The following is a 19,349-nucleotide window of genomic DNA, read 5'->3' on the forward strand; positions in this document are numbered from 1 at the left end:
GGCGCGGACCTCAGGTGAAAACTTGTTCGTCGTCTTGCTTGTCATAGCCCCTTACTCTCAGGAGTTGGGGCCTCCGACAAACCCGGCGCGGTTCAGGGAGCTTATAGCCTAAACGAGGAGTATGCGGACAAACTCCAGAAACGAGCAAGACGCAAAGAAGCGTATGAGCGGCGCATCGACAATCTCCGTGGCCAGATTGGTTCGATAATAGCCAAGCTACCAGCGCCAGAGCAGGCCGGTTTCAATCAGGAGGCTTGGGAACGAGCGCCACTGGATGAGTTTGGAGATTGTCCGGATTCACTGTGCCAGCAAGGTAGCGAAGCATTTCGCGAATTCGATCGCGCCATCAGGCAAGTCGAGCTCATGTTTGATGGCGGCGCGGCCGCGAAACGCTTGCTTGGGCTGCCGCTCGATAGCGAAGTCGAACGTGCCCATGTTCGCGAACGAGATCGGAAGCTCCGCGCTGCGGCAAACCGGCGGAAAAGCCTGACCGAGGCAGCAGGCAGACAGTTGGAAGATGAGGCCAATGCCTGGCTGTCGGCACCATCAGAAGATGACGAAGAACTGAGCCGTATCGATCAAGCCGGACTTGATGATCTGTCCTATCAGCACGCACGGGTTGAACTCGAAAGAGCCACCAAGGACAGGCAAACACGAATTCGCGCACAAAACGAAGCACTGTCATGCCAGGCTGAACTTCGAGAAGCCGCAGCAAAAGTCTATGATAGGGAACATCTGGAACTGTTCCTGTCTGCCCCGCACCCACGCATAGGCAGCAAGCCACCGATCCAGCATTGCACGGATCAGCGCACGCTAAGGGAATGCCTAGCCCTACTGCCTAGGAAACGTCGCACCGGACGATCAAGGTAGCCTCTTGTAGAATATTTCCCTGACGGCGGCCTCCTGGTTCTGAAGAATCAGCACCAGCAGACTGATCGCCAGACCTCTTCCAGCCATTCAAGAAACCTGGCTCAACGCCTATATGGCAGGCTTTCGCGCGTATCGACTAATTTGGACTTCCAGAATGTCTCACTTCGACGACCTCCCGAAACGCAGCACAAGCCATGTCACAGAAGACAAGGCCGAAGCCGCTTTCACAAACTTTCTGTCTGTTTCCGAAGATTGCCTTCTGCAGAAAGCTGTTCGGAAGGACTACGGAACAGATTGTGAAATCGAAGTCGTCGATCAGGGAAGAGCAACTAACGTCAGAATTCATGTCCAATTAAAGGGCACGGAAAAAGAAACCAACGCCGATGGCTCAATCAGCGTCGCTATCGGCCGAGCGAACCTGAATTATCTGCTCATGCACCCCTATTCGCTTTTTGTTTGCTATCATGTGCCAACGGGAACGCTCTGGGCGCGCACCACCGAGAGCGTGCTGCGTCAGTATGAACATGCAAACCCAGACTGGGCAGCGCAGCAGACGCTGACGGTCAATTTTACCGAGGAGCTTACCTCTGAACGCTTGCGCAAATTTGCCGAGCTAGCCAAATCGGTTGCGCTCTCATCACGCGACAAAAGGATCGAACAAACGGCTTCTACGGCTGATGAGATTCCTGATGTGATTAGGCGCGCATTGCCCGACCTGCACATTGGGGATGACGCGCAGGAGACGGCGGATGTGTTGGCGCAACTCTACGAGAGCGGTGCCGATGAACTTGTCAGTGCCAATTTTGGCCGGTTTGCAGCGGTGCTTAACGCCGATCACGATGCGATGGGCTATGCCTATATGGCCGAGATCAATCTTGGCATGGCTGGCAGGGAACCCAATCCAGACCGGATCACTGCAGGCATGGCTCACTTCGCGTCTCGGATCGGACTGGGTCGCTATCACGACGCAAGCCTGCATTACACAGTCGGAAACGGGCTTGCCGCACTCGGTAGAGATGAGGAAGCTGCAACCGAATACAGAAAGGCTCTGGAAAATCCCGGCGCCTCTCCGGATGCACAGCTTCTTGCTCAGACGCATAAGAACCTCGGATCAAGCTTGGAGAAACTGGGAAAAGAGGAACAGGCTGCCGAACATTACCGCGAAGCGCTCAGGCTAAGCCCAAACCTTGCCGAGGCGCATCACGCACTGGCGAGCTATCACCACCGGCATGGAAACTACCAAGAGGCGCTTGACCATTTCGACAAGGTCGTTTTTCTCAACGATAGTTTGGGTAAGCAGGCATCTGTTGCAGGCTGGCGAATCAACGTTCTGTTTCAACTAGGAGATGCAAAAGGCGCGTTCCGTGAAATCAACAGGCTCATAGTTGAAGCCAACACCCACAAATGGATCTGGCCGTGGTGCGCCAGGCAGCTGGCAATCTTTGGGCGCGCATCGGACGACAATGCCCGACTAGCTCTCACATTCTGGGATCGGCTCCTCGCCGCGCATCCGCATCATCCGATTGGCAAGCGAGAACAATTGCTAGCCAAATTCTATTTGCGGGCGGCAGGCGAAGATCCTGGGTCGACCTATTCAGAAATCAAGGTCGAGCTCGAAACCGGGATTCAGCGCATCGAAACCGAAGCCTGTGCTTTGTTGTGGGACCGGTTGGGGCATTGGGCACAAGATGACGAAAACTGGAACGAGGCTGAATTCTGTTTTCGCAAGGCCTATGATCTTGTCGGCGGGCACTATGGCTACTGCCTAGGGACGGCCCTTAATTTTCTCGGACGGTGCGAGGAAAGCCTTCCGATCCTGCAGGAGCAAGCGGAGACACTTCAGCCGGACGCCATGAGCTGGTTCCAGGTCGCAGTGGCAAATGAAAAGCTGGGTCGAACAGAGGAATCGATTGAAGCCTACCGAGAAGCGCTCTTGCTCGACCCGGAATACTCTCTCGCCTGGTTCAATCTGGGAGGGGTCCATTGGAACAACGGTGATATGAAAAGTGCGAGCGAAATCTGGAAAGCAGCGGTCGAACAGTTCCCCGAGCATCAGCTTTCTGATCGACTAAGATCAGAGATCCCGTTCGTGCTTCTCTAATGGCGGAAATTGGGATGTTTTGGAGCCTAGCTTGAAGTGGAATGGTATTTAGAGAATGCTCAGCGCCGAGCACCGTGTCTAGAAGACTGCCAGGTTGATCGGAGGCGATCGGCCTCGATCAATTAGGTAGAGCGATGAAGCCGCTCGCGAACGCGACTACCGCCGCGATCACGAGTCTGGCCGACCATCGGGCAAGCTCTTCCAAGAACGCCCCAGTGAAGCGATCGGCGGGCCTTCTGGACCCGGCCATCACACGATGCCATTGAAATAGTCGGCGAGCATTTGCCGTTCATCGACCTTGGCGTTCGCCCACAACGTCGTGATCCTGCTCGCGGCGGGATTGCAGCGGCGGGATCGGATCACAAGTACGGCAATCGAGATCGGCTCACCGCCGGCCATCGGCTCTGCGACATAGGTCCCAGTGAGTACGACGGCGGCGTGGGTGCGTTCCAGTCTTTCGACGCAATTGAGCACATCGCGCCACAGAGGGCGCACACGAAAATCGCGGTCGGGCTTCAGACCGATCACGCCCTCGCGCTCGGCTTGGACGAAACTGGCCAGATCGAGCCACTCGCGCAGCTCCGCGAGATCCCCGGCAGCGCCCCCACCGAGGTCGGAGTCAAACAGCAGGCTGAAGGTCGCGAGCATCGTGCGGAGCTGGAGCTCGGTCCTTAGCGGCGCAACAGAGATGGGGATGCGCCCTTCGGTCCAAGCGAACATCTCGACGAAGTTGGCTGCGGCCTCCTCAGCGGACGGGCGAATATGCGCGCGCAGAAACTCATCCTCCGGCTTTCCCAGAGCGCGTGCAATTTTGCGCAGTTGCGTCTCACGTACCTTAACACCGCGCTCGATGCGCGACACCGTAGCCAGCGAAACGCCGGCTTCCGCAGCAAGCATGTCCTGCTTCCATCCATATATGGTGCGCTGGAGTTTTACGAAGTTCGCGATGGCGGCTTCGTCGAGCTTGAAGGTTTCAAGAGGGGATACTTTGTCCATGTCCTTACTATGATTGACCCAGCCCGAAAATTGGAGGGCATTTCGCACGTCAGTTCGGCGCAGACACCGCTGGCTTAAGCGATTGGAATCTGCGCTCAAGCAGATCGGCCAGCACATCCCCCCGGGAGCTGATCTCAATGAGCGTCCGCTTCTGGGATCGTTGCGGCAACCATCGAATGACCAACATTGGAGCGTTTTCCGAACCGACCCAATGGCGGACGTTCATGCATATGATCGCATCACCCGAAAGCAGCCGTTGATGTCCTGATGCCTCTGTGCGCTCGAAATGACTGGCCGGGTGAATGCGCGAAAGTTATATGCTCGGAATGTCCGATCTTGCGCTATTCGCCTCCTTTGCTGTCGCCCAAGGCATATTGGGATTCCTTATCGTCAAGTTATTGCCGTCAGCGCTGATAAAGTTCGTGGATACCGAAATCGAACGGCGAAGCGATATTAAACTCGAAAAGGTAAAAGGGCAGATTGAGGGCTCCTATGCCACCCTGAAAACTTCAATGGAGATGCTGACTGCCAGTAACACTGGCCTTCACCCGCATATCATTGAATCAGTTTCGGCGATGTGGAATCTCATTGTGCAGATGAAGCACGATTTTAGCGGAATGGTGACGTTTGACAGTCTTTTTCTCGCGAATGAGGCAGCTGAAGCCTTCCAAGATGAGGCCAATCACCAAAATCTAATCGCATTTGTCGAAAAGCACCGAGACGAGTTCGACAACTTGACGGCGAATGGCGCGGTGCTTGAGCCTAACCTTGATAGGCATCGCCTTTTTTGTGGAGATAAGCTTTGGCTGATCTTCTTCGTAATCAGAGCCGTCTATATGCGTAGCTCGTTGCTTATAGCTCGCTCATTCCAGCAACATGACCTTGATGATTGGCGAAAAGATGATGGTATACGCCAATTGCTTAGCGCTGTGCTGCCTACCGCATTCATTGATGATGTACAGACACGTCAAATTGGCGGTCTATCAGTCGCCATATCTCAATTGGAGGCAGAGTTTCTTCACGAAGCAACGCGAGTGATGTCAGGTTCGAAGGCGATGGCGGACAGTCTCACCAACATGCAGTCAACAATGCTCCTGCAAACGGCCCAAATAGCGCAACAGAATAACTGAGTCTCATGGATAAAACGCCAGCGATTTTCACACCAGAATATAGCAGGATCGCGAGGGCGTTTATCGACTTTGTGAACGTCCAAGTTGGTGCTTACATGGATGCTTGTTCGGGTTTCGCCAAAAATAAGAGCATTGTGGAACGTCAAGTTCACCGCGATGTCAGACCAGACGGCACCAAACGCGGCCTAAAGGACGCGCCTCGAGTCATGATGACTGCCGTAAAAGACCCTACGCAGCCCGATGTCCTGATGCATCGCATCGTGCTGGTATCGGAGTATATAGCCGCCAACACAGTTGCAGGATCGAATGAACAACACCACGCGCGAGCGGCCATTACCTTCCTATATGCGTATTGGGATGAGGAAGTTCGGCCTGACCTAGCTCGCGCCCTTGGGGTTCCCACGAAGGAGATTACGTCCGACATCTTCGGAGATTTGCGTCTCATTCGCCATGCGGTTTTGCACAACAAGGGTGTTCTGACGGACACGGCCTATCAGAAGCTGAAGCTAATCAGAGAGCACTTCTCACCCAATGATGTAGTTTCGCTACCAAATGCTACGATGCACCGTACCTTTGCATTAATTAAACAAGATATGGCTCAACGAGTGATAAACGATTCTGGCCTCCAAGGTGACGGCACAGGAGATATTATCGAAGTGGCAATCCAACGGAAATAAGAGTTTCTTCCGTTAGCCGTCTAACACGAACTTTCAATTCGAAAACCGGACAGTCCGCTAACCACCCCAGAATGCGAGATTTGGTAAGTTCTGGATATGGGCCGCAAGCCGAATGTCGGCTTGCGGCTCGAGTATCGACTGAGGCTGCTATTTAGCCAAACATCAAGGATGGCTCAGGCGGGCAGCTTGGCTCTCTTTCGAGTGCGCTCATTTCTGATGCGCTTTTGGTCGAATAACTTGCGCAACTAGTATAAAAAGCTGATATATTTTGGTTTTCGGCGAATTATAGTAGGTGGATTGGCATGGCTTCAGCTCAGTTTCCACTCACTACATCGCCATGCCCTATCGACATCGATTGCACTGGTGAGAGGTGGGTGGTCAACAACGTTGTCGAATTGTCACGCCATATAGCCATCATTGCGATGGGACAGGCGGCGCAGGCAGCGCACATCTTGCAGGAACTATCGCCAGCGGCTCCGGCATTCACTACCTCAGAACTGAGGGCCGAAGCCAAAGTTCGCCTCACCGTCCAAGAGGAAAAGCAATCTCCTCGAATTGGATATCCAAGGTGGCAAAGAGACGGCTTTATCTTTGAGGCAATATCATGGATCGCTGCCCGACAGGTCTATGGAGCGGGATGCTTCATGAAAGACCCTCATATTAGCGCAACCGCGCAAGGGCTTGATGGCCTGATGCTCGAACTGTCCACCGACAAGTCGGACGTTCAGAGGACCACCGTTTTTGAAGATAAATGTAGTGACGATCCCATCGGCACCTTTCAGTACAAGGTTATTCCCGCTTTCCAAGATCGGCACGACAACAAGCGAAGTGCCGAAATCGTATCAGTTGCCACAGTGCTGCTCCGAATGGCTGGTATCAGTGAGGGTGACGCGGCTAAGCTCGCTGCCGCCGTGACGGATCGAGGGCGGCGGAGATATCGTGCTGCGATGGCAGTCACAGACGCGTCAGATAGCCAGCATGCGCGAACAGAGATTTTCGCGAACTACGCGAAAATCAAGGACGTCACTCAAGGACAACGGATTGGTGCGTGTTTTGTTGTTCCACCGGAATTGCGCGACTGGTTTGAACGGTTAGCGCAGGAGGCAGTCTCATACATCGATAGCTTCGAAGGAGAAGTCGGCGATGTTTGATGCGGAAACAGCGAGAATTCTAAGGTCTGCGCCGGCGATGCCTGGGCTCAATCCTGACAATCTCCCAGCAATCCTGACCCGTCACTACGCGGAGCTTGCATCCATCCGGCTTAGGGGCGTGGCTGACGATAGGTCAGTCGAAACCGACGCATGGTCATTGGAGCGCATCGCTGATACCTACGAATTGGCTGTTTCGATCCAACCTGGCTCCGAGGTTACAGCAGCGGCGGCATTCGTAGCTGCTACCGCGCAGCAGATTCTCGCGCGAAGGCAAGTCAACCTTGTGTCCGATCAGGCCGAGTTGCCCGCCAATATCGATAGGGATCGCCTTGATCCCAGCCTCGCAGCGGTGGTGCTTTTCCTTACTGCGGAACAATATGCTGATGCGAATGAAGCGGCGACCTTCATACGTCGTGATCGCGAGCAACAAAGTTATGAAGCGACGATACTGTCCGAGCATGTTTTTGATCTCGCAACGGGAAAACTGAATTCGATTCTGCAACGTGCGCAAAGATGGCGGAGCCCCTTGGCGCATACTGCTCTTGAAGATAGGGCGCTTGCTGCTCTTCTCGAAACGCTTTGCGCTGGGATCGAAATACTCGCAGCCCAAATGTTGCGCGTCGAGATTCCCCCACAGACAGGAAATAGGTTTGAGGGCCCGCAACAGGCATTCAAGAAGGTTTATGATCTCTCAGCAGCAACACTTGCGTTGGACGGATCAACTGGTGCTTCCGAGTTGCATGTCTCCTATCCTGGTCCTCATCATCTCGCTTCGCTCTTGCGTGGAGCCAGCGATTCACTTCTCACCGCCAGTCTATTTAATACTCCGTCACCCAAGGGTTCCGATCAGGCAACTTGGATTAAGTGGCTTCGCTTCCGTGCTGAGAAATTCCCTTACGTTTGGCCTAACCATCGCAAGGCAATTGCGCAGCAGTTTTACGAAACAGGAGTTTCTGCGGTCGTCGTTTTGCCAACCGGAGCAGGAAAGACGACTGTTTCTTCCCTAAAGATCGCGGGAGCATTGGCCCGAGGCAAGAAAGTAGCCTTTCTGGCGCCAACCCATGCGTTGGTCGAACAACTTACCGAAGACCTTCAGGAAATGTTTCCTGCAGATGTGCTCGGCTCAACCGTATCGAATGATTTTGATCTTTTGATGCAAGAGGATGCGACGTTTCAAGATATCGAGGTTATGACACCGGAACGATGTCTGGCCATGCTTTCCTTTGCGCCGGAATCATTCCAAGATGTCGGGCTCCTCGTCTTTGATGAATGCCATCTACTCAGCCCCGAAAGCGGGAAGATTCGTAGAGCCCTCGACGCCATGCTTTGCGTCCTTGGCTTCAATCACGTCGCACCTGAGGCAGACATCCTCTTCCTATCAGCGATGTTGAAGAACGGGGATGAGCTTGCGCAATGGCTTGGCAGTCTGACCGGACGACCAAGCATCCCTGTCGATCTAATTTGGAAACCGAGCCGTCAGGCGCGTGGCGTGATCATATACAATCAGGACGAGGTGACAGAATCCAAGCGACGAGCGAATGAGAAACAAGAAGCAGAAAACAAACAGCAAAAAAGGGAAGCCGCTTCGCTCAGGAAAGTTGCCGCTCAAGAACTTCGTGCAACGCCGTATGCCATCTGGGGCTTGCAGCATAATTGGCTGTCGCAGGATCGGTCACGGGCATGGATAATCACAACGCAGATTCTCGAAGACAAAGTTACGCTCGCAGGAAACATCGCCTATGGCTCACTTCGGGTAACTCCGAACTCTAACCAAGTTGCAACGAGCCTTGCCGCCGCCGCCGCGGGGCGCGGGCTGAAAACGATAGTCTTCGTCAATACGAAGAACGATGCTGTCAAGGTCGCCAAAGAAATTTCCGCGCGGCTGAAAACGTCGCTTGTACCAACCGAAGTGGAGCAAGCCCGCTGGGACGCGCTGGCGGAAGAGCTGGGCGATTTAGCTCATTCATTGCTTTCAGGACCATCAGGTGCTGTTCCGCATAACTCTGCTATGCTCAGACTTGAACGCGATCTCGCCGAGAAAATGTTTAAGCGGCCAACAGGTGCGCAGATAATCGTTGCCACGCCGACTTTGGCTCAAGGACTGAATCTGCCCGCCCAGCTTGCGATCTTAGCTGGCGACAAGAGGGCGGGCGGTGAAGGACGCGAAGCCCTGGAAGCCCATGAAATCTTGAACGCCGCCGCCAGAGCGGGGCGAGCAGGGCATCTTGCCAATGGATTGGTATTGCTCATTCCCGAACCGATAATTCAATATAAGCCAGGGCAGCCGGTTCACCACACTGTGGTCTCCAAATTGGAAGCTCTCATTCCTGAAGATGACCATTGTGTGAGGGTCAATGATCCTATCGAAGTGGTGCTTGATCGCCTCATGGCAGGCCAAGCAACTGATCCGGATGTCGCCTACACCGTGAACCGAATGGCTGCGCTGGAAAGTGTAGAGTCTTCGACAAGCTCTCACCTCTTCGATCTTGGCAGATCACTGGGCGCATTTGCTGCTCAACGACGAAACGAGCTTGTGGAATTTGACGGCAAGGTCGCGCAATTGAGAGCTGCGATTGCAAGTCAGGCGGTCGATGGACTCGATACGACTATAGCTGCATTAGCCTCTCAGAGCGGATTGTCAGCGACTTTGCTTTTGAGTTTGAAGGCACGCTTGCTCACAGGTTTGGAATCATTGCCTGCGGATTTGGTCGGCTGGCTTGGGTGGTCATTAGGCTGGTTCAAAGAGGATGAAGTCGCACGCACGTCGCTCCTAAGAGATATTCACGGTAACATTCTAGCCGCCTGTGGGAGGCCCAAAACTAGCGCTATTCGAGATGAAGATCTCGACAAGATTGGTAACGCTCTTATCGCCTGGGTGAAGGGTGAAACGCTTCAGTCGATCGAACTGGTTTTGGACGGCAAACCAATCGGAGGGAGCGTGACTGAAACTTGCTGCCCGCGTGCGCGCGAACTCATTGGAAATGTTATCCCACGAGGTATGTCTTTTACACTCGGACTGGTAGCTCATGTGCTTAGTGAAATTCTGCCATTAGACGAGGTTGAAAACATAGATCGTCAGTTAATTGAGAGCATGGGAACTCTTCTGCGTAAGGGGTATCTCTCACCAGAGATGATGTTCTTTGCTGTAGATCGCAAAGATCTCTTGAGCCGTGTGCAAGTTCACAAGGCCTGGGCTAGCCGGTTCGATGATGTGTTCGAAACTCTCTAACTACCAATTCGAGGTCATTCTAGTGCTTTGCTGGGCCCCTTCCGAAGACCTCGCGGGGCGTGCGCGCAAATCGTTCGACGAGAAATTCCTAGCAATCGATGATTCTGCAGTCGGTACCGGTCGATGTTATATTGGTGGTGAAGAGAGGGCCGGCTGGGGCGCAAAGCGGACTTGGTCGGGTACGATGAACGAACGGCAGCTTACACCAATCGTGGATCCAAAAGCGGACCGTCAGGACTGTCCAACATTGCAGCCATACCGGCACCTGGCTTCTGACGTCCACTTTCGGGCACGCCGAACGTAGGCTTCAAAGACCGGGATAGGGGCGCTTAGCGGACCTTCTCATCAAAGTTCGACAGCCGTTGGCCAATCTCAAAGCGCCGCGCCAGCGCTTCAACGAAATGTTCAAAGCGCTGCTCACCGGCAGCCTTGGCAGCAACCGTTACTTCGTCTGGCATCGAGGGCGTCACTCCGAGCCAGAAGCGCACAAACAAGGCAACAGCTTCATTTCCGACCTCAACATGATAATCGAGCTTATCGAGTTGGCGCGAGATCCGATCCAAACGGCGACTGAACGCCGCCTCCATTCGCTCGGAACCATCGGGCGAAAGAAACGAAGCAACCGCTGCCTCCACCACCGATGCCTGGGAAACCCGCTTGCGCCCGGCGTAGTCTGCCAGTTGCCGCGAGAGGTCTGGAGGCAACCGAAAAGTATGCTTGATCCGATTGCCCTTGCTCATAGGTCGATGCCGTCATTTGGATCAAGCGCCGCGCGCCTGGCGTTGGCGCGCATCTGATCGGTCAATCCGCGATTGGTGCTCGCGATGTCAGCATCGCTCCTGTCCTCAAAATCGAATTCATTGCGCACGGGTACAGGTGCTGGCGCGATGTCTTCGTGCTCGGGCAATTCCGGTTCACGCCGAATTCCGCCTTCGGCTTCATCCTCCTGCCACTCGGGCTTGCTGACAGGGCTGTCCTTCCGATGCACAGCTTTCGCAATTCTGCCTTCCCAGTCACCGGCAGCGCGCTTGTAATCGCTCTGCCGCGGTGGCGGTGGCGCTTCGATCCGCTTTTTGAGCCGGGGATCGGCATAGTAGCGCGCCTTCTTCGCGCGGATGGGATGCGCGCCAGCTAGCATGACGATTTCATCGGTATCGGGCAGTTGCATAATCTCACCCTGGGTCAGTAGCGCGCGAGCTGTTTCGGAGCGCGAGACCATCAGATGGCCGAGCCAGGGCGACAGCCGGTGCCCGGCATAATTCTTCATCGCCCGCATTTCGGTGGCGGTGCCGAGCGATTCCGAGACGCGCTTGGCAGTGCGCTCGTCATTGGTAGCAAAGCAGACCCGCACATGGCAGTTGTCGAGGATCGCGTTGTTCTGACCGTAGGCCTTCTCGATCTGGTTGAGTGACTGCGCGATCAGGAAGGCTTTGATCCCATATCCGGCCATGAAGGCGAGCGCGCTTTCGAAGAAGTCGAGCCGTCCGAGCGCGGGGAATTCGTCAAGCATGAGCAGCAGGCGTTGCCGCTGGGCACCTTCGGCAAGGTCTTCGGTCAGGCGTCGCCCCAGCTGGTTGAGGATCAGGCGAATGAGCGGCTTGGTTCGGCTGATATCGGATGGTGGGACAACTAGGTAGAGCGTGACCGGACGTTTAGCATCGACCAGATCGGCAATCCGCCAGTCGCATTGCCTTGTGACTTTCGCGATGACCGGATCGCGGTAGAGTCCAAGGAAGGACATAGCGGTAGACAGCACGCCCGAGCGTTCGTTTTCCGACTTGTTGAGGAGTTCGCGGGCTGCGCTCGCAACGACCGGATGCACGCCATCGTCGCCCAGATGCGGGGTCATCATCATGGCGGCAAGCGTTGCTTCAATCGAACGCTTGGGATCGGACAGGAAGGCGGCAACGCCGGCGAGAGTCTTGTCGCTTTCCGCATAGAGCACGTGCAGGATGGCCCCGACCAGCAGGGCATGGCTGGTCTTTTCCCAATGGTTGCGCCGCTCGAGCGAGCCTTCGGGATCGACCAACACATCGGCGATGTTCTGGACATCGCGGACCTCTTTGATCCCGCGCCGCACTTCCATCAGCGGGTTGTAGGCTGCCGAGGCCTCATTGGTTGGATCGAACAGCAGCACGCGGCTGAATTGCGAGCGAAAGCCCGCTGTCAGGTCCCAGTTCTCTCCCTTGATATCGTGGACAATCGCAGAGTGCGGCCAGGTCAGCAGTGTCGGGATTACCAGCCCCACGCCCTTGCCGCTGCGGGTTGGCGCAAAGCACAGAACATGTTCGGGGCCGTCATGGCGCAGATAGAGGTTGGCTTGCTTTCCGATGACGACGCCCTTGCCCGCGAGAAGGCCTGCCTTCGTAATCTCGGACCGGGTTGCCCAGCGCGCCGAGCCATAGGTGGCACTGTTCCTGATCTCGCGGGCGCGCCAGACCGACATGGCGATCGCCACCACTACCGAGGCGAGACCGCCCGATGCCGCGATCATCCCGCCGGTCTCGAAGATGCGCGGCGCATAGGCTTCAAAGCTGAACCACCACCAGAAGATGGCATAGGGCGGATAGACGGGCACGCCGAAGGCCTCGAACCAGGCAGGCCCCAGTTCGGGCTGGGAGCCAAGCGCCGCCGCTGTCCATTGTGTGCTTGCCCAGATGCCTGCCAGCGTCAGGGCGAACACGGCGAGGATCTGGCCCCACAGGATTTTGGTTGCCGACATGGTGCCTCCTTTCGGGAGGCAGGAGGCCCAACGAGGTCGCCAATTCAAGCGCTGCGCTTGGGAAACGCAGTCTGGCGCAGGCAAAGAAACGGGCGGCTATATGGCTTCCCAGGCGAACTCGGGCTCGCCGGACCATGTCAGACGGTACATCGCTCCCTGCACGACCGACTGCACGACATTGGGCCAGAGTGCGGCAATGCAGGTTCCGCCTGCGTGGCGAACCGAGGGATAGATGATCCCATTATGCCCTTCGCCGCGCGCCCCTGCCGCCAGAGCATTGCCCGCTGGATAGCCCTTCGCAGCAACGGGATCGAGGCTGGGATGATCCGGATGATCGCGTAGATCGACGAACACCCCTGACATGCTCGCAATCATCTCGCCATATTCGACGACAGCGTTGAAATCGCCCGCATCGGCGAGCGCCTGGGTCAGGTGATGGCCGACTTCGGCGATACAGGTCTCGACCACCAGTGCAGCATACCAGGCCCCTCGGTCCGCCGGATTGAATCGATTGGGTTCGCGCGGCTTGGCATAGGCGAAGCTCGCATTGATGAACTTGGCATGCGGCACGCCGTGGACCAGCTCATCGGCGGTCAGTCCGCCAAGCCCGCGTTCTTCAGCAATCAGCCTGCCGCTCGTCGCGCCCTCGATCTCCGCCAGCAGGGCAAGATCGTCGTCATCGTCGACAAGAGCCGACATGACCGCTTCGCGCAGACGCGCGCTCGGTACGAGCCTGATGGTCCGCTCGAAAGCTTCACGTATTGTCGGAAGGCTGGCCGGTGGCAGGTCGGCCCCTGCCTCAGAGCCCGCCACGAAGCGCGTCGATATACTGCCGGGTCTCTAACATGCGCGGGATGCCACCGCCGATCATCGCCTGCACCGGCGAGAGCCGGTCGAACACAGGCGCCTTGTTCGCAAGTTTCGGCCAGCGATCGGCCATATCGTTGGCGAAGAGCAGGTGCAGTCCCTTGAAAAGACCGATCAGCGCCGAAGCACGGGTCAGTTGGTCCTGACTGAGCGTGCCTTCCCAGGTCCCCGCCTTCATCCGGTCCCAGGTGCTTTCCGACACACCGAGCAGCACTGCGCCTTCGGCGTTGCTTCCGCCCCAGGCCTCGACAAGACGAAGCACGGCTTTCACCGCCGCGCCGGTCAGGCGGCGGCGATCATCATCGCCTGAAAAGGTTTGAAGGCCGCGCGGGGCTTCGACTGGTTCAAAAGCTGCACTCGCCATATCGCTTCTCCTGATGCGTTTAAAAGCATCATGTGGTGCTTTTGTCAAGATTTGTGTCATTGGCCTACCTCCTCAGATTGCTGGGCCGCGCGAGCGGGCAAAGCTCCAGTCGACGCCGCCGCGCTGGTTGATCTTGCCGGTCACGGCCTGCCCCAGATGGCGGTCCATATCCTGCCGCCAGGGGACGAGCTGGAATCCCATACCATTGTCGATCATGGCGAAGCGGCCAGATGCCAGCAACACCCGCTCGCGGTAAGTACCGATGATATGCTCACCTTGAACAACTGGCTGCTCTGCAAGACCGTGCCGCTTCGCTAGCGCCTCGCCAGTTTCGGCCAGTTCCCGGTCCCGCAGCGTATCGAGCAGACCGCGCGCAAAGACGATGCGCTGCCCCTGACGTTTGGCGAGGCCTTCATCTATCAAGCCCTCCGACCGTTGCTCCAGTGCGTCGCGAACTTGCGAACCGAATCCGCCCGAGGGCGTTTCGGGACGCGGCGATACCAGCTGCCGGTCGAGCCATGTCGCGCCGCGTGCATGGATTTGCGTGTCGATAGAAAGGTCCGACCGGACGAGCAAGCTTCTCTGTTGCCGCCCTTTGCGATCGGTCCAGTTGCTGGCCTCTACGATTGCGCCCGGCGAAGCATCAGTCGTCCGATCGATGTCAGGAAAACGTAAGTGATGTGTGCGGCCATCCACCCCATCGACGATCGCATAGGCCTCGCCGGTCAGTTCATCATGCAACCCGCGTTCGACCAGCCTGCCGATGACACGCTCGCCACCGGTTCGTCCATGCAACGCCAAGCGCTCGGGGGCGATGGTCAGACCGTGGCCGGTCATGGCGCGGTGCATAGTCTTGATGATGTCGCCGCGATCACCGAGGTGGCGCAAAGTCGGCTCGATATCGGCTGCCAATGTCCAACTGGCCGGACCGACCCGCCCGGCCAGACCCATGCGCTCGAGTGTCTGCGCACGGCCTAGCAAGAGGCCGCGATCCTTGCGCGCGCCTGCTGCCTTGGGGCGCAAATCGACCACACCAAGATCGTCTCGTTGCCGCTGCAATCGGCGGTCGAGCGAGGTCCAGCGTTCGGCTTCAACCTCGCGCCGAAGCGCGTTGTGGATGTCGCGCTCACTGCGCGGGCCAAGTTCCACCGTCACGCGCTCTTCGGCGCGGGCGCGCAGGCCCTCGCTGATATAGGTCCGGTCGATCACGAGGTCCTTGCCATCGCTTGCAACGCCCCGGACCAGCACATGGATATGCGGGTTGTCGGTGTTCCAGTGATCGACCGCTACCCATTCAAGTCTTGTGTCCAGATCGCTTGCCATGTCCTCCATCATCTCGCGGGTGAAGGCGCGCAGGTCCGCCATCTCGCTGGCATCCTCAGGCGAGACGATAAAGCGAAAGTGATGCCGATCCTCCTCGCAGCGATTGGCGAAGACATCGCCATCGGCCTGGTCAGAGCGGGCATCGAACATCTGGCCGTCCGATCCATCACGGGTGACACCGTCGCGTTCAAGATAGGCGATGTGGCGCGCGAGCGGTGCGGAACGAAACGATGTGCCCCCATGCCGGACAACGCGGGCTTTGATAACGACGCGCCGCTGGAAGGCACTGCGGCGGCGCTGGAGAGCAGCGCGCTTGCCGCGCCCGAGATGTCCGGTGCCGCGGCCCGATCTTCCGCGACCGAGCGGCGTATAGCCTGCCCGGCGCGAAACCTGGAGCACGCGGCCGACCAGCGTGTTGGCCTTGCTGTAGGCGCGAGCACCGATGTCGCGCGAGCGGCCCGACCTGATGTCGAAGTCGTCGTCAGCCATGTGCGATGAACCTCGGCGACGGCGCATGGACCGTTGAAATCGCGAGAGAATTCGCCAAGAGCGACGGCCGGGCATATGCCAAGACGGCGCATATTGCTGAACAAAACCAACCACCTGCACCTCGGCCGACGGCGGTGCTTTTATCTCGCCATCCTCCTTTCCCCTTTCTAACGCTTCCCGCCATCCTTCGCCCAGCTTCGCCATCGGACGAAGCCGGGCGCGAGAGCATGATTGTAAGCATCACTGATCGCTGACTGTGGAGACAGGTGCAAACAGGTCATGCGCTGGCACCGCCGGGCTGGCGAATGGGTTGGCTGGAACGTCGGGATCCACGGCCTCGTTCGCGGGCGGTGCCGCGTTTGTCGGGTGCGGAAGGCCTGTGGGCGACGCGCTCTGAGGCTGCGCGGTTGCTGCAACGAAAATGCGTTCCGCCTGCAGCATGGGCGCAATCTTGGCGACATAGCGGCGCGTTTCGAGCGGGAGCGAACGCCGTCCTGCACGCCACGCCTCATACCGTCCCGGCCCCGCATTGTAGGCGGCCAAGAAACCAGCTGCGCCGTAGCGGTCATACATTTCACGCAGGTAAGACGTTCCTGCCATGATGTTTTCACGCGGATCGAAGGGATCGCTGCCGAGCCCAAACCGGTCGCGCTGGCGCGCCCAGGTTCCGGGCATCAGCTGCATCAGACCCATGGCACCGGCGGATGACACGGCGCGTGTCCGGCCCGCGCTTTCGATGCGGATCACCGCATAGATCCAGTGCTCAGGGATGCCGAAGCGCTGTGCAGCTTCGCGCACATGCGCGGCTATATCGATGCGCTGTGCTTGCGAAGCGGTTGAACCGGCCTGCGCATTAACGGAAGCCGGGCAGGCGAAGGCCAGTGCCGCCAAGCCCGCAAAGACCAGTCGATGGTCGCGCATCCCTCAGTCCTTCGCTTCGCGGCGTGAGGGACGCGACCACATCAGCACATGGGTGCGCGGGTCCGACTGGAACAGATTCGCGCGAAGCGGCTGCACGAGCGCCGGATCGTCGATCAGGACCGCGACATAGGCGCCCGCCTTGTCGCCGACGCGCTTCCAGCCTGCACCGACCTCGAAGGCGCTATCGCCATCGCCAGCCATAATACGGTAGTCCGGCGCGTTCTCGGCTTCGCTTGGCTCGGCTGCAACGATGGTCAAGGCGCTGTCGATCGTCAGCGTTTGCAGCCGTCCTTCAAAGCCATCGGGGCGCACGGTGAATGTGCCGATACAGGTCATTGTTTGGTCTCCTTGTTGTCGTTGGGGTTGGTGTTGGGGATTGGGGTCAAATGCGGACGTGCGAACCAGACATGCTCGCCGTTGCCTGCTTCGTCGGTCCAGACAGGGTTTGCGCGTCCGATCACATGGGCGCGCGCAATCGGCCCGAAATAGCGCCCGTCGAAGCTGCCGGGCGCGCTCCTGTTCATGACGAAAATTTCATTAGCGCCAATGGTGCGGCAGCCCTGCCAGTCGGGCAGCGGGCGCGCCCGGCTGTCGAGCGCACGCGCTTCGCCTGCCTCTTCGCCATTGATCGTGATGGCGAGGCCGTGGCGGCAAACACTGTCGCCGCGCAGCGCCGCGACCTCTTTCAGCAGCGGGACACCGGAGGGTAGATAGCCGCGCTCAGCGAGATAGGTGCGCAGCCTGGGCGGCGGATCGATGGCCACCCGCTCGCCGACATGGAGGCTGGCTGTCCCGCGAACATGGTAGAGGCCGGTCGGCACGCTGGCGGTCGCATTCCAAAGAAGAATGCGTGACAAGGGCAGAGCAGCACTTAGCAGCGCCGCCGCAGCCACTGTGCCTGCCAGAAGGATCGTTCGCCGCTTCATGATTGCAGCTTCCGGCGACGCAGCCATGCAAGGTGGCGGCTCTTTGCATAGCAGCGCGGCAGCATTCCCGCTGCCAGCCTGTTGTGCATATGCCGCCAGTGATCGGGTGCGACTTCGCACGGATCGTGGCCCGCCCGTTCGATGGCGTCGATCAGTTCAAAGGTCTGGCGAACCTTCGGCCAGCCTCGAACCGACAGCAGGATTTCGCCGCCAGGGTCGACCTGCGTCACTGTGTTGTAGGCTTCGCCGCTGGCGACTGCGCGCACGATATCGAGCGTTGAACGAATGGTGCCGTAATCATTGGAGGCCCAGCGAACCAAAGCGAACACCTGACCCGGCGCATAGCTCTCGATTCGGGTTCGCCGGTCAATGATCCTTTCGGCCACCGGTTTGCCAAAGCGAAGCCAGTCTTCGCGTATGCCTTGCTGCCACACCAGCGTGACATGGGTGAGCGGCGGATTGCCTGCTTGCGCACCGAAAGTTGCGGAGGGCGGCTCCGCCGCGCCCTCTGTGCACAGGCGCTGCGCCGTTAGCAGGAATCTGAAAGATTCCTTGTTAGGATTGTTAAGGGGCGCAGCAGCCCAGCATTTCTGCGGGTTTGGGCTCGATTCCGGTTCCCGATAGTCCGAACTTTGGGTTCCTGATCGACCGAGCGCGTGGGTTCCTGATAGTCCGAACATCACACCGACTTGTCCACAGGGGTCATGCCGATCCGCCGCATAGCGGCATCGAAGGGATCGACCGGCAGGCAGACGAAATTTAGCCGCTCACGGCCCATCTGGTGCGCAAGCGTCAGATGATAGCCGGGGAGTGGCTGCCGCCGGACGATCTCGCGCATCTCGAAAGCGAAGCGTTTAAGCGGCGAGAGCGCCCCCGACTTGAGGTGGAGGTGCGCAATATCAAAGCTCCACCCGCCCTTCTGTCTGCCGCCATGCTTGCGCACGATGCGGTAGAGCCAACGTTCAAGCCCGCCGGTCAGCTGGAAATAGGCCGGGTCGATGGTGAGCACGAGCGCCCGGTCAAGCACGCCTTCATAGAACCAGTCGGGCACAATCATCTCGATCCCGAGCGCGCGGCCATTGGCATCGAGGCGCTCGCGCCACTCGTTGATCCAGGAGAAGCGGTGACGGCGGCGTGCACCAAGCTGGCGGATCGATGTGGCGACGGTCGTCGATTGCAGCCGGTCGAGCGCCGCCTTCAACCGGTCATAGCCCGCCTTGCCGGTTCCGCGCCGGGTGAAGGCAAGAATTTCATGGGGGGTCGCGGAGATCAGCCGCGAGGTGGGTCTCCCGGCATCGCGCGCCTCGACGATCTGGCTCGCCACCCAGATCAGCACATCGGCATCCCAAATGGTCGCCATTCCGTGCTCGGCGGTGGCTTCAACGAGGATTGCAACCTCGCCCATACGAAAATCGATGGGTTTGACGCGCTTCGACTTGGCGAGGCTGAAGAAGGGCCAGGCCATCAGGTCCTGCGCATCGCGCGCTGCGATGTCGCCGCCGGCCCCGACAAACAGGTCGAGCTGCTGCGCCGCGCTAGAGAGGGGCGGGGCAATGGTTTGGCGGGTGGGCATTAGCCTGACC

The 19,349-nt window shown here is 58.0% G+C and carries 18 protein-coding genes; 7 read left to right on the forward strand and 11 right to left on the reverse strand.

The genetic code is table 11. The features are described from left to right. Positions 1 to 363: 363 nt before the first annotated feature. Together FHR23_RS15115 and FHR23_RS15120 are read left to right on the forward strand one after the other, a co-directional pair. Positions 364 to 870 (forward strand): hypothetical protein, encoded by a 507-nt coding sequence (locus FHR23_RS15115; protein WP_184005676.1) that lies wholly within the window; start codon positions 364 to 366, stop codon positions 868 to 870. 154 nt (positions 871 to 1,024) lie between these two features. Continuing rightward, on the forward strand, positions 1,025 to 2,971 hold the full coding sequence (locus FHR23_RS15120) for a tetratricopeptide repeat protein (protein ID WP_184005678.1): 1,947 nt from the start codon (positions 1,025 to 1,027) through the stop codon (positions 2,969 to 2,971). A gap of 249 nt (positions 2,972 to 3,220) precedes the next feature. Here the strand turns inward: FHR23_RS15120 and FHR23_RS15125 are convergent, their stop codons facing one another. Further along, positions 3,221 to 3,967 carry a helix-turn-helix domain-containing protein gene (locus FHR23_RS15125; protein WP_184005680.1) on the reverse strand — a complete coding sequence of 249 codons (747 nt, stop codon included), beginning with the start codon at positions 3,965 to 3,967 and terminating at the stop codon, positions 3,221 to 3,223. A gap of 302 nt (positions 3,968 to 4,269) precedes the next feature. Here FHR23_RS15125 and FHR23_RS15130 point away from each other — a divergent pair, with 302 nt between their 5' ends. From FHR23_RS15130 to FHR23_RS15145, 4 genes are all read left to right on the forward strand, one after another. Beyond that, a complete protein-coding gene (locus tag FHR23_RS15130) occupies positions 4,270 to 5,097 on the forward strand; it encodes a hypothetical protein (protein ID WP_184005682.1) in 828 nt (275 codons plus the stop codon). Positions 5,098 to 5,102: 5 nt separating this feature from the next. After that, a complete protein-coding gene (locus FHR23_RS15135; protein WP_184005684.1) occupies positions 5,103 to 5,774 on the forward strand; it encodes a hypothetical protein in 672 nt (223 codons plus the stop codon). Between the two features lie 302 nt (positions 5,775 to 6,076). Further along, a complete protein-coding gene (locus FHR23_RS15140) occupies positions 6,077 to 6,925 on the forward strand; it encodes a hypothetical protein (protein WP_184005686.1) in 849 nt (282 codons plus the stop codon). Beyond that, positions 6,918 to 10,154 carry a DEAD/DEAH box helicase gene (locus tag FHR23_RS15145; protein ID WP_184005688.1) on the forward strand — a complete coding sequence of 1,079 codons (3,237 nt, stop codon included), beginning with the start codon at positions 6,918 to 6,920 and terminating at the stop codon, positions 10,152 to 10,154. Before FHR23_RS15140 ends, FHR23_RS15145 begins: the two co-directional genes overlap by 8 nt. A 329-nt stretch (positions 10,155 to 10,483) precedes the next feature. On the opposite strand, the gene FHR23_RS15150 is transcribed toward FHR23_RS15145, so the two are convergent. From FHR23_RS15150 to FHR23_RS15170, 5 genes are all read right to left on the reverse strand, one after another. Beyond that, positions 10,484 to 10,894 carry a CopG family transcriptional regulator gene (locus FHR23_RS15150; RefSeq protein ID WP_184005690.1) on the reverse strand — a complete coding sequence of 137 codons (411 nt, stop codon included), beginning with the start codon at positions 10,892 to 10,894 and terminating at the stop codon, positions 10,484 to 10,486. Next, positions 10,891 to 12,876, reverse strand: a complete 1,986-nt coding sequence (locus tag FHR23_RS15155) for a conjugal transfer protein TraG (protein WP_184005692.1) — start codon at positions 12,874 to 12,876, stop codon at positions 10,891 to 10,893. The genes FHR23_RS15150 and FHR23_RS15155 overlap by 4 nt, the downstream gene beginning before the upstream one ends. A 96-nt stretch (positions 12,877 to 12,972) precedes the next feature. Beyond that, positions 12,973 to 13,575: an RES family NAD+ phosphorylase gene (locus tag FHR23_RS15160; protein ID WP_184005694.1), complete on the reverse strand. Its 603-nt coding sequence runs from the start codon at positions 13,573 to 13,575 to the stop codon at positions 12,973 to 12,975. 100 nt (positions 13,576 to 13,675) lie between these two features. Beyond that, positions 13,676 to 14,167 (reverse strand): antitoxin Xre-like helix-turn-helix domain-containing protein, encoded by a 492-nt coding sequence (locus FHR23_RS15165; protein WP_246359940.1) that lies wholly within the window; start codon positions 14,165 to 14,167, stop codon positions 13,676 to 13,678. A 12-nt stretch (positions 14,168 to 14,179) separates the two neighbouring features. Continuing rightward, entirely contained in the window at positions 14,180 to 15,919 is a 1,740-nt protein-coding gene (locus FHR23_RS15170) for a relaxase/mobilization nuclease domain-containing protein (RefSeq protein ID WP_184005794.1), read from the reverse strand. Positions 15,920 to 15,924: 5 nt separating this feature from the next. Here FHR23_RS15170 and FHR23_RS16480 point away from each other — a divergent pair, with 5 nt between their 5' ends. Then, the gene (locus tag FHR23_RS16480; protein ID WP_221227572.1) at positions 15,925 to 16,173 is read left to right on the forward strand and encodes a hypothetical protein; all 249 of its coding nucleotides are present in this window, start codon (positions 15,925 to 15,927) and stop codon (positions 16,171 to 16,173) included. Here FHR23_RS16480 and FHR23_RS15175 read toward each other — a convergent pair. Genes FHR23_RS15175 through FHR23_RS15195 form a run of 5 tightly spaced genes read right to left on the reverse strand, consistent with a single transcriptional unit; the run spans position 16,160 to position 19,339 of the window. Continuing rightward, positions 16,160 to 16,810, reverse strand: a complete 651-nt coding sequence (locus FHR23_RS15175; RefSeq protein WP_425506379.1) for a lytic transglycosylase domain-containing protein — start codon at positions 16,808 to 16,810, stop codon at positions 16,160 to 16,162. The two genes, FHR23_RS16480 and FHR23_RS15175, sit on opposite strands and share 14 nt — an antisense overlap. A gap of 33 nt (positions 16,811 to 16,843) precedes the next feature. Then, the gene (locus FHR23_RS15180; RefSeq protein ID WP_184005698.1) at positions 16,844 to 17,176 is read right to left on the reverse strand and encodes a DUF736 domain-containing protein; all 333 of its coding nucleotides are present in this window, start codon (positions 17,174 to 17,176) and stop codon (positions 16,844 to 16,846) included. Next, positions 17,173 to 17,766 (reverse strand): S26 family signal peptidase, encoded by a 594-nt coding sequence (locus FHR23_RS15185; RefSeq protein ID WP_184005700.1) that lies wholly within the window; start codon positions 17,764 to 17,766, stop codon positions 17,173 to 17,175. The genes FHR23_RS15180 and FHR23_RS15185 overlap by 4 nt, the downstream gene beginning before the upstream one ends. Beyond that, positions 17,763 to 18,446, reverse strand: coding sequence for a DUF2840 domain-containing protein (locus tag FHR23_RS16715; protein WP_184005702.1), 684 nt, complete (start codon positions 18,444 to 18,446; stop codon positions 17,763 to 17,765). Before FHR23_RS16715 ends, FHR23_RS15185 begins: the two co-directional genes overlap by 4 nt. Further along, positions 18,446 to 19,339, reverse strand: a complete 894-nt coding sequence (locus FHR23_RS15195; RefSeq protein ID WP_184005704.1) for a replication initiator protein A — start codon at positions 19,337 to 19,339, stop codon at positions 18,446 to 18,448. Before FHR23_RS15195 ends, FHR23_RS16715 begins: the two co-directional genes overlap by 1 nt. Positions 19,340 to 19,349 lie beyond the last annotated feature (10 nt).

The organism is Stakelama sediminis, assembly GCF_014199335.1.
GTDB lineage: Bacteria > Pseudomonadota > Alphaproteobacteria > Sphingomonadales > Sphingomonadaceae > Sphingomonas > Sphingomonas sediminis.

What these genes read in the sequence shown, in the direction of transcription:
- FHR23_RS15135 (WP_184005684.1), top strand. Translation starts at nt 5,103, where the DNA reads ATGGATAAAACGCCAGCGATTTTCACACCAGAATATAGCAGGATCGCG.
- FHR23_RS15155 (WP_184005692.1), bottom strand. Translation starts at nt 12,876, where the DNA reads ATGTCGGCAACCAAAATCCTGTGGGGCCAGATCCTCGCCGTGTTCGCC.
- FHR23_RS15150 (WP_184005690.1), bottom strand. Translation starts at nt 10,894, where the DNA reads ATGAGCAAGGGCAATCGGATCAAGCATACTTTTCGGTTGCCTCCAGAC.
- FHR23_RS15125 (WP_184005680.1), bottom strand. Translation starts at nt 3,967, where the DNA reads ATGGACAAAGTATCCCCTCTTGAAACCTTCAAGCTCGACGAAGCCGCC.
- FHR23_RS15180 (WP_184005698.1), bottom strand. Translation starts at nt 17,176, where the DNA reads ATGACCTGTATCGGCACATTCACCGTGCGCCCCGATGGCTTTGAAGGA.
- FHR23_RS15170 (WP_184005794.1), bottom strand. Translation starts at nt 15,919, where the DNA reads ATGGCTGACGACGACTTCGACATCAGGTCGGGCCGCTCGCGCGACATC.
- FHR23_RS16480 (WP_221227572.1), top strand. Translation starts at nt 15,925, where the DNA reads ATGAACCTCGGCGACGGCGCATGGACCGTTGAAATCGCGAGAGAATTC.
- FHR23_RS15185 (WP_184005700.1), bottom strand. Translation starts at nt 17,766, where the DNA reads ATGAAGCGGCGAACGATCCTTCTGGCAGGCACAGTGGCTGCGGCGGCG.
- FHR23_RS15160 (WP_184005694.1), bottom strand. Translation starts at nt 13,575, where the DNA reads ATGTCGGCTCTTGTCGACGATGACGACGATCTTGCCCTGCTGGCGGAG.
- FHR23_RS15195 (WP_184005704.1), bottom strand. Translation starts at nt 19,339, where the DNA reads ATGCCCACCCGCCAAACCATTGCCCCGCCCCTCTCTAGCGCGGCGCAG.
- FHR23_RS16715 (WP_184005702.1), bottom strand. Translation starts at nt 18,446, where the DNA reads ATGTTCGGACTATCAGGAACCCACGCGCTCGGTCGATCAGGAACCCAA.
- FHR23_RS15165 (WP_246359940.1), bottom strand. Translation starts at nt 14,167, where the DNA reads ATGACACAAATCTTGACAAAAGCACCACATGATGCTTTTAAACGCATC.
- FHR23_RS15130 (WP_184005682.1), top strand. Translation starts at nt 4,270, where the DNA reads ATGCGCGAAAGTTATATGCTCGGAATGTCCGATCTTGCGCTATTCGCC.
- FHR23_RS15145 (WP_184005688.1), top strand. Translation starts at nt 6,918, where the DNA reads ATGTTTGATGCGGAAACAGCGAGAATTCTAAGGTCTGCGCCGGCGATG.
- FHR23_RS15140 (WP_184005686.1), top strand. Translation starts at nt 6,077, where the DNA reads ATGGCTTCAGCTCAGTTTCCACTCACTACATCGCCATGCCCTATCGAC.
- FHR23_RS15120 (WP_184005678.1), top strand. Translation starts at nt 1,025, where the DNA reads ATGTCTCACTTCGACGACCTCCCGAAACGCAGCACAAGCCATGTCACA.
- FHR23_RS15115 (WP_184005676.1), top strand. Translation starts at nt 364, where the DNA reads ATGTTTGATGGCGGCGCGGCCGCGAAACGCTTGCTTGGGCTGCCGCTC.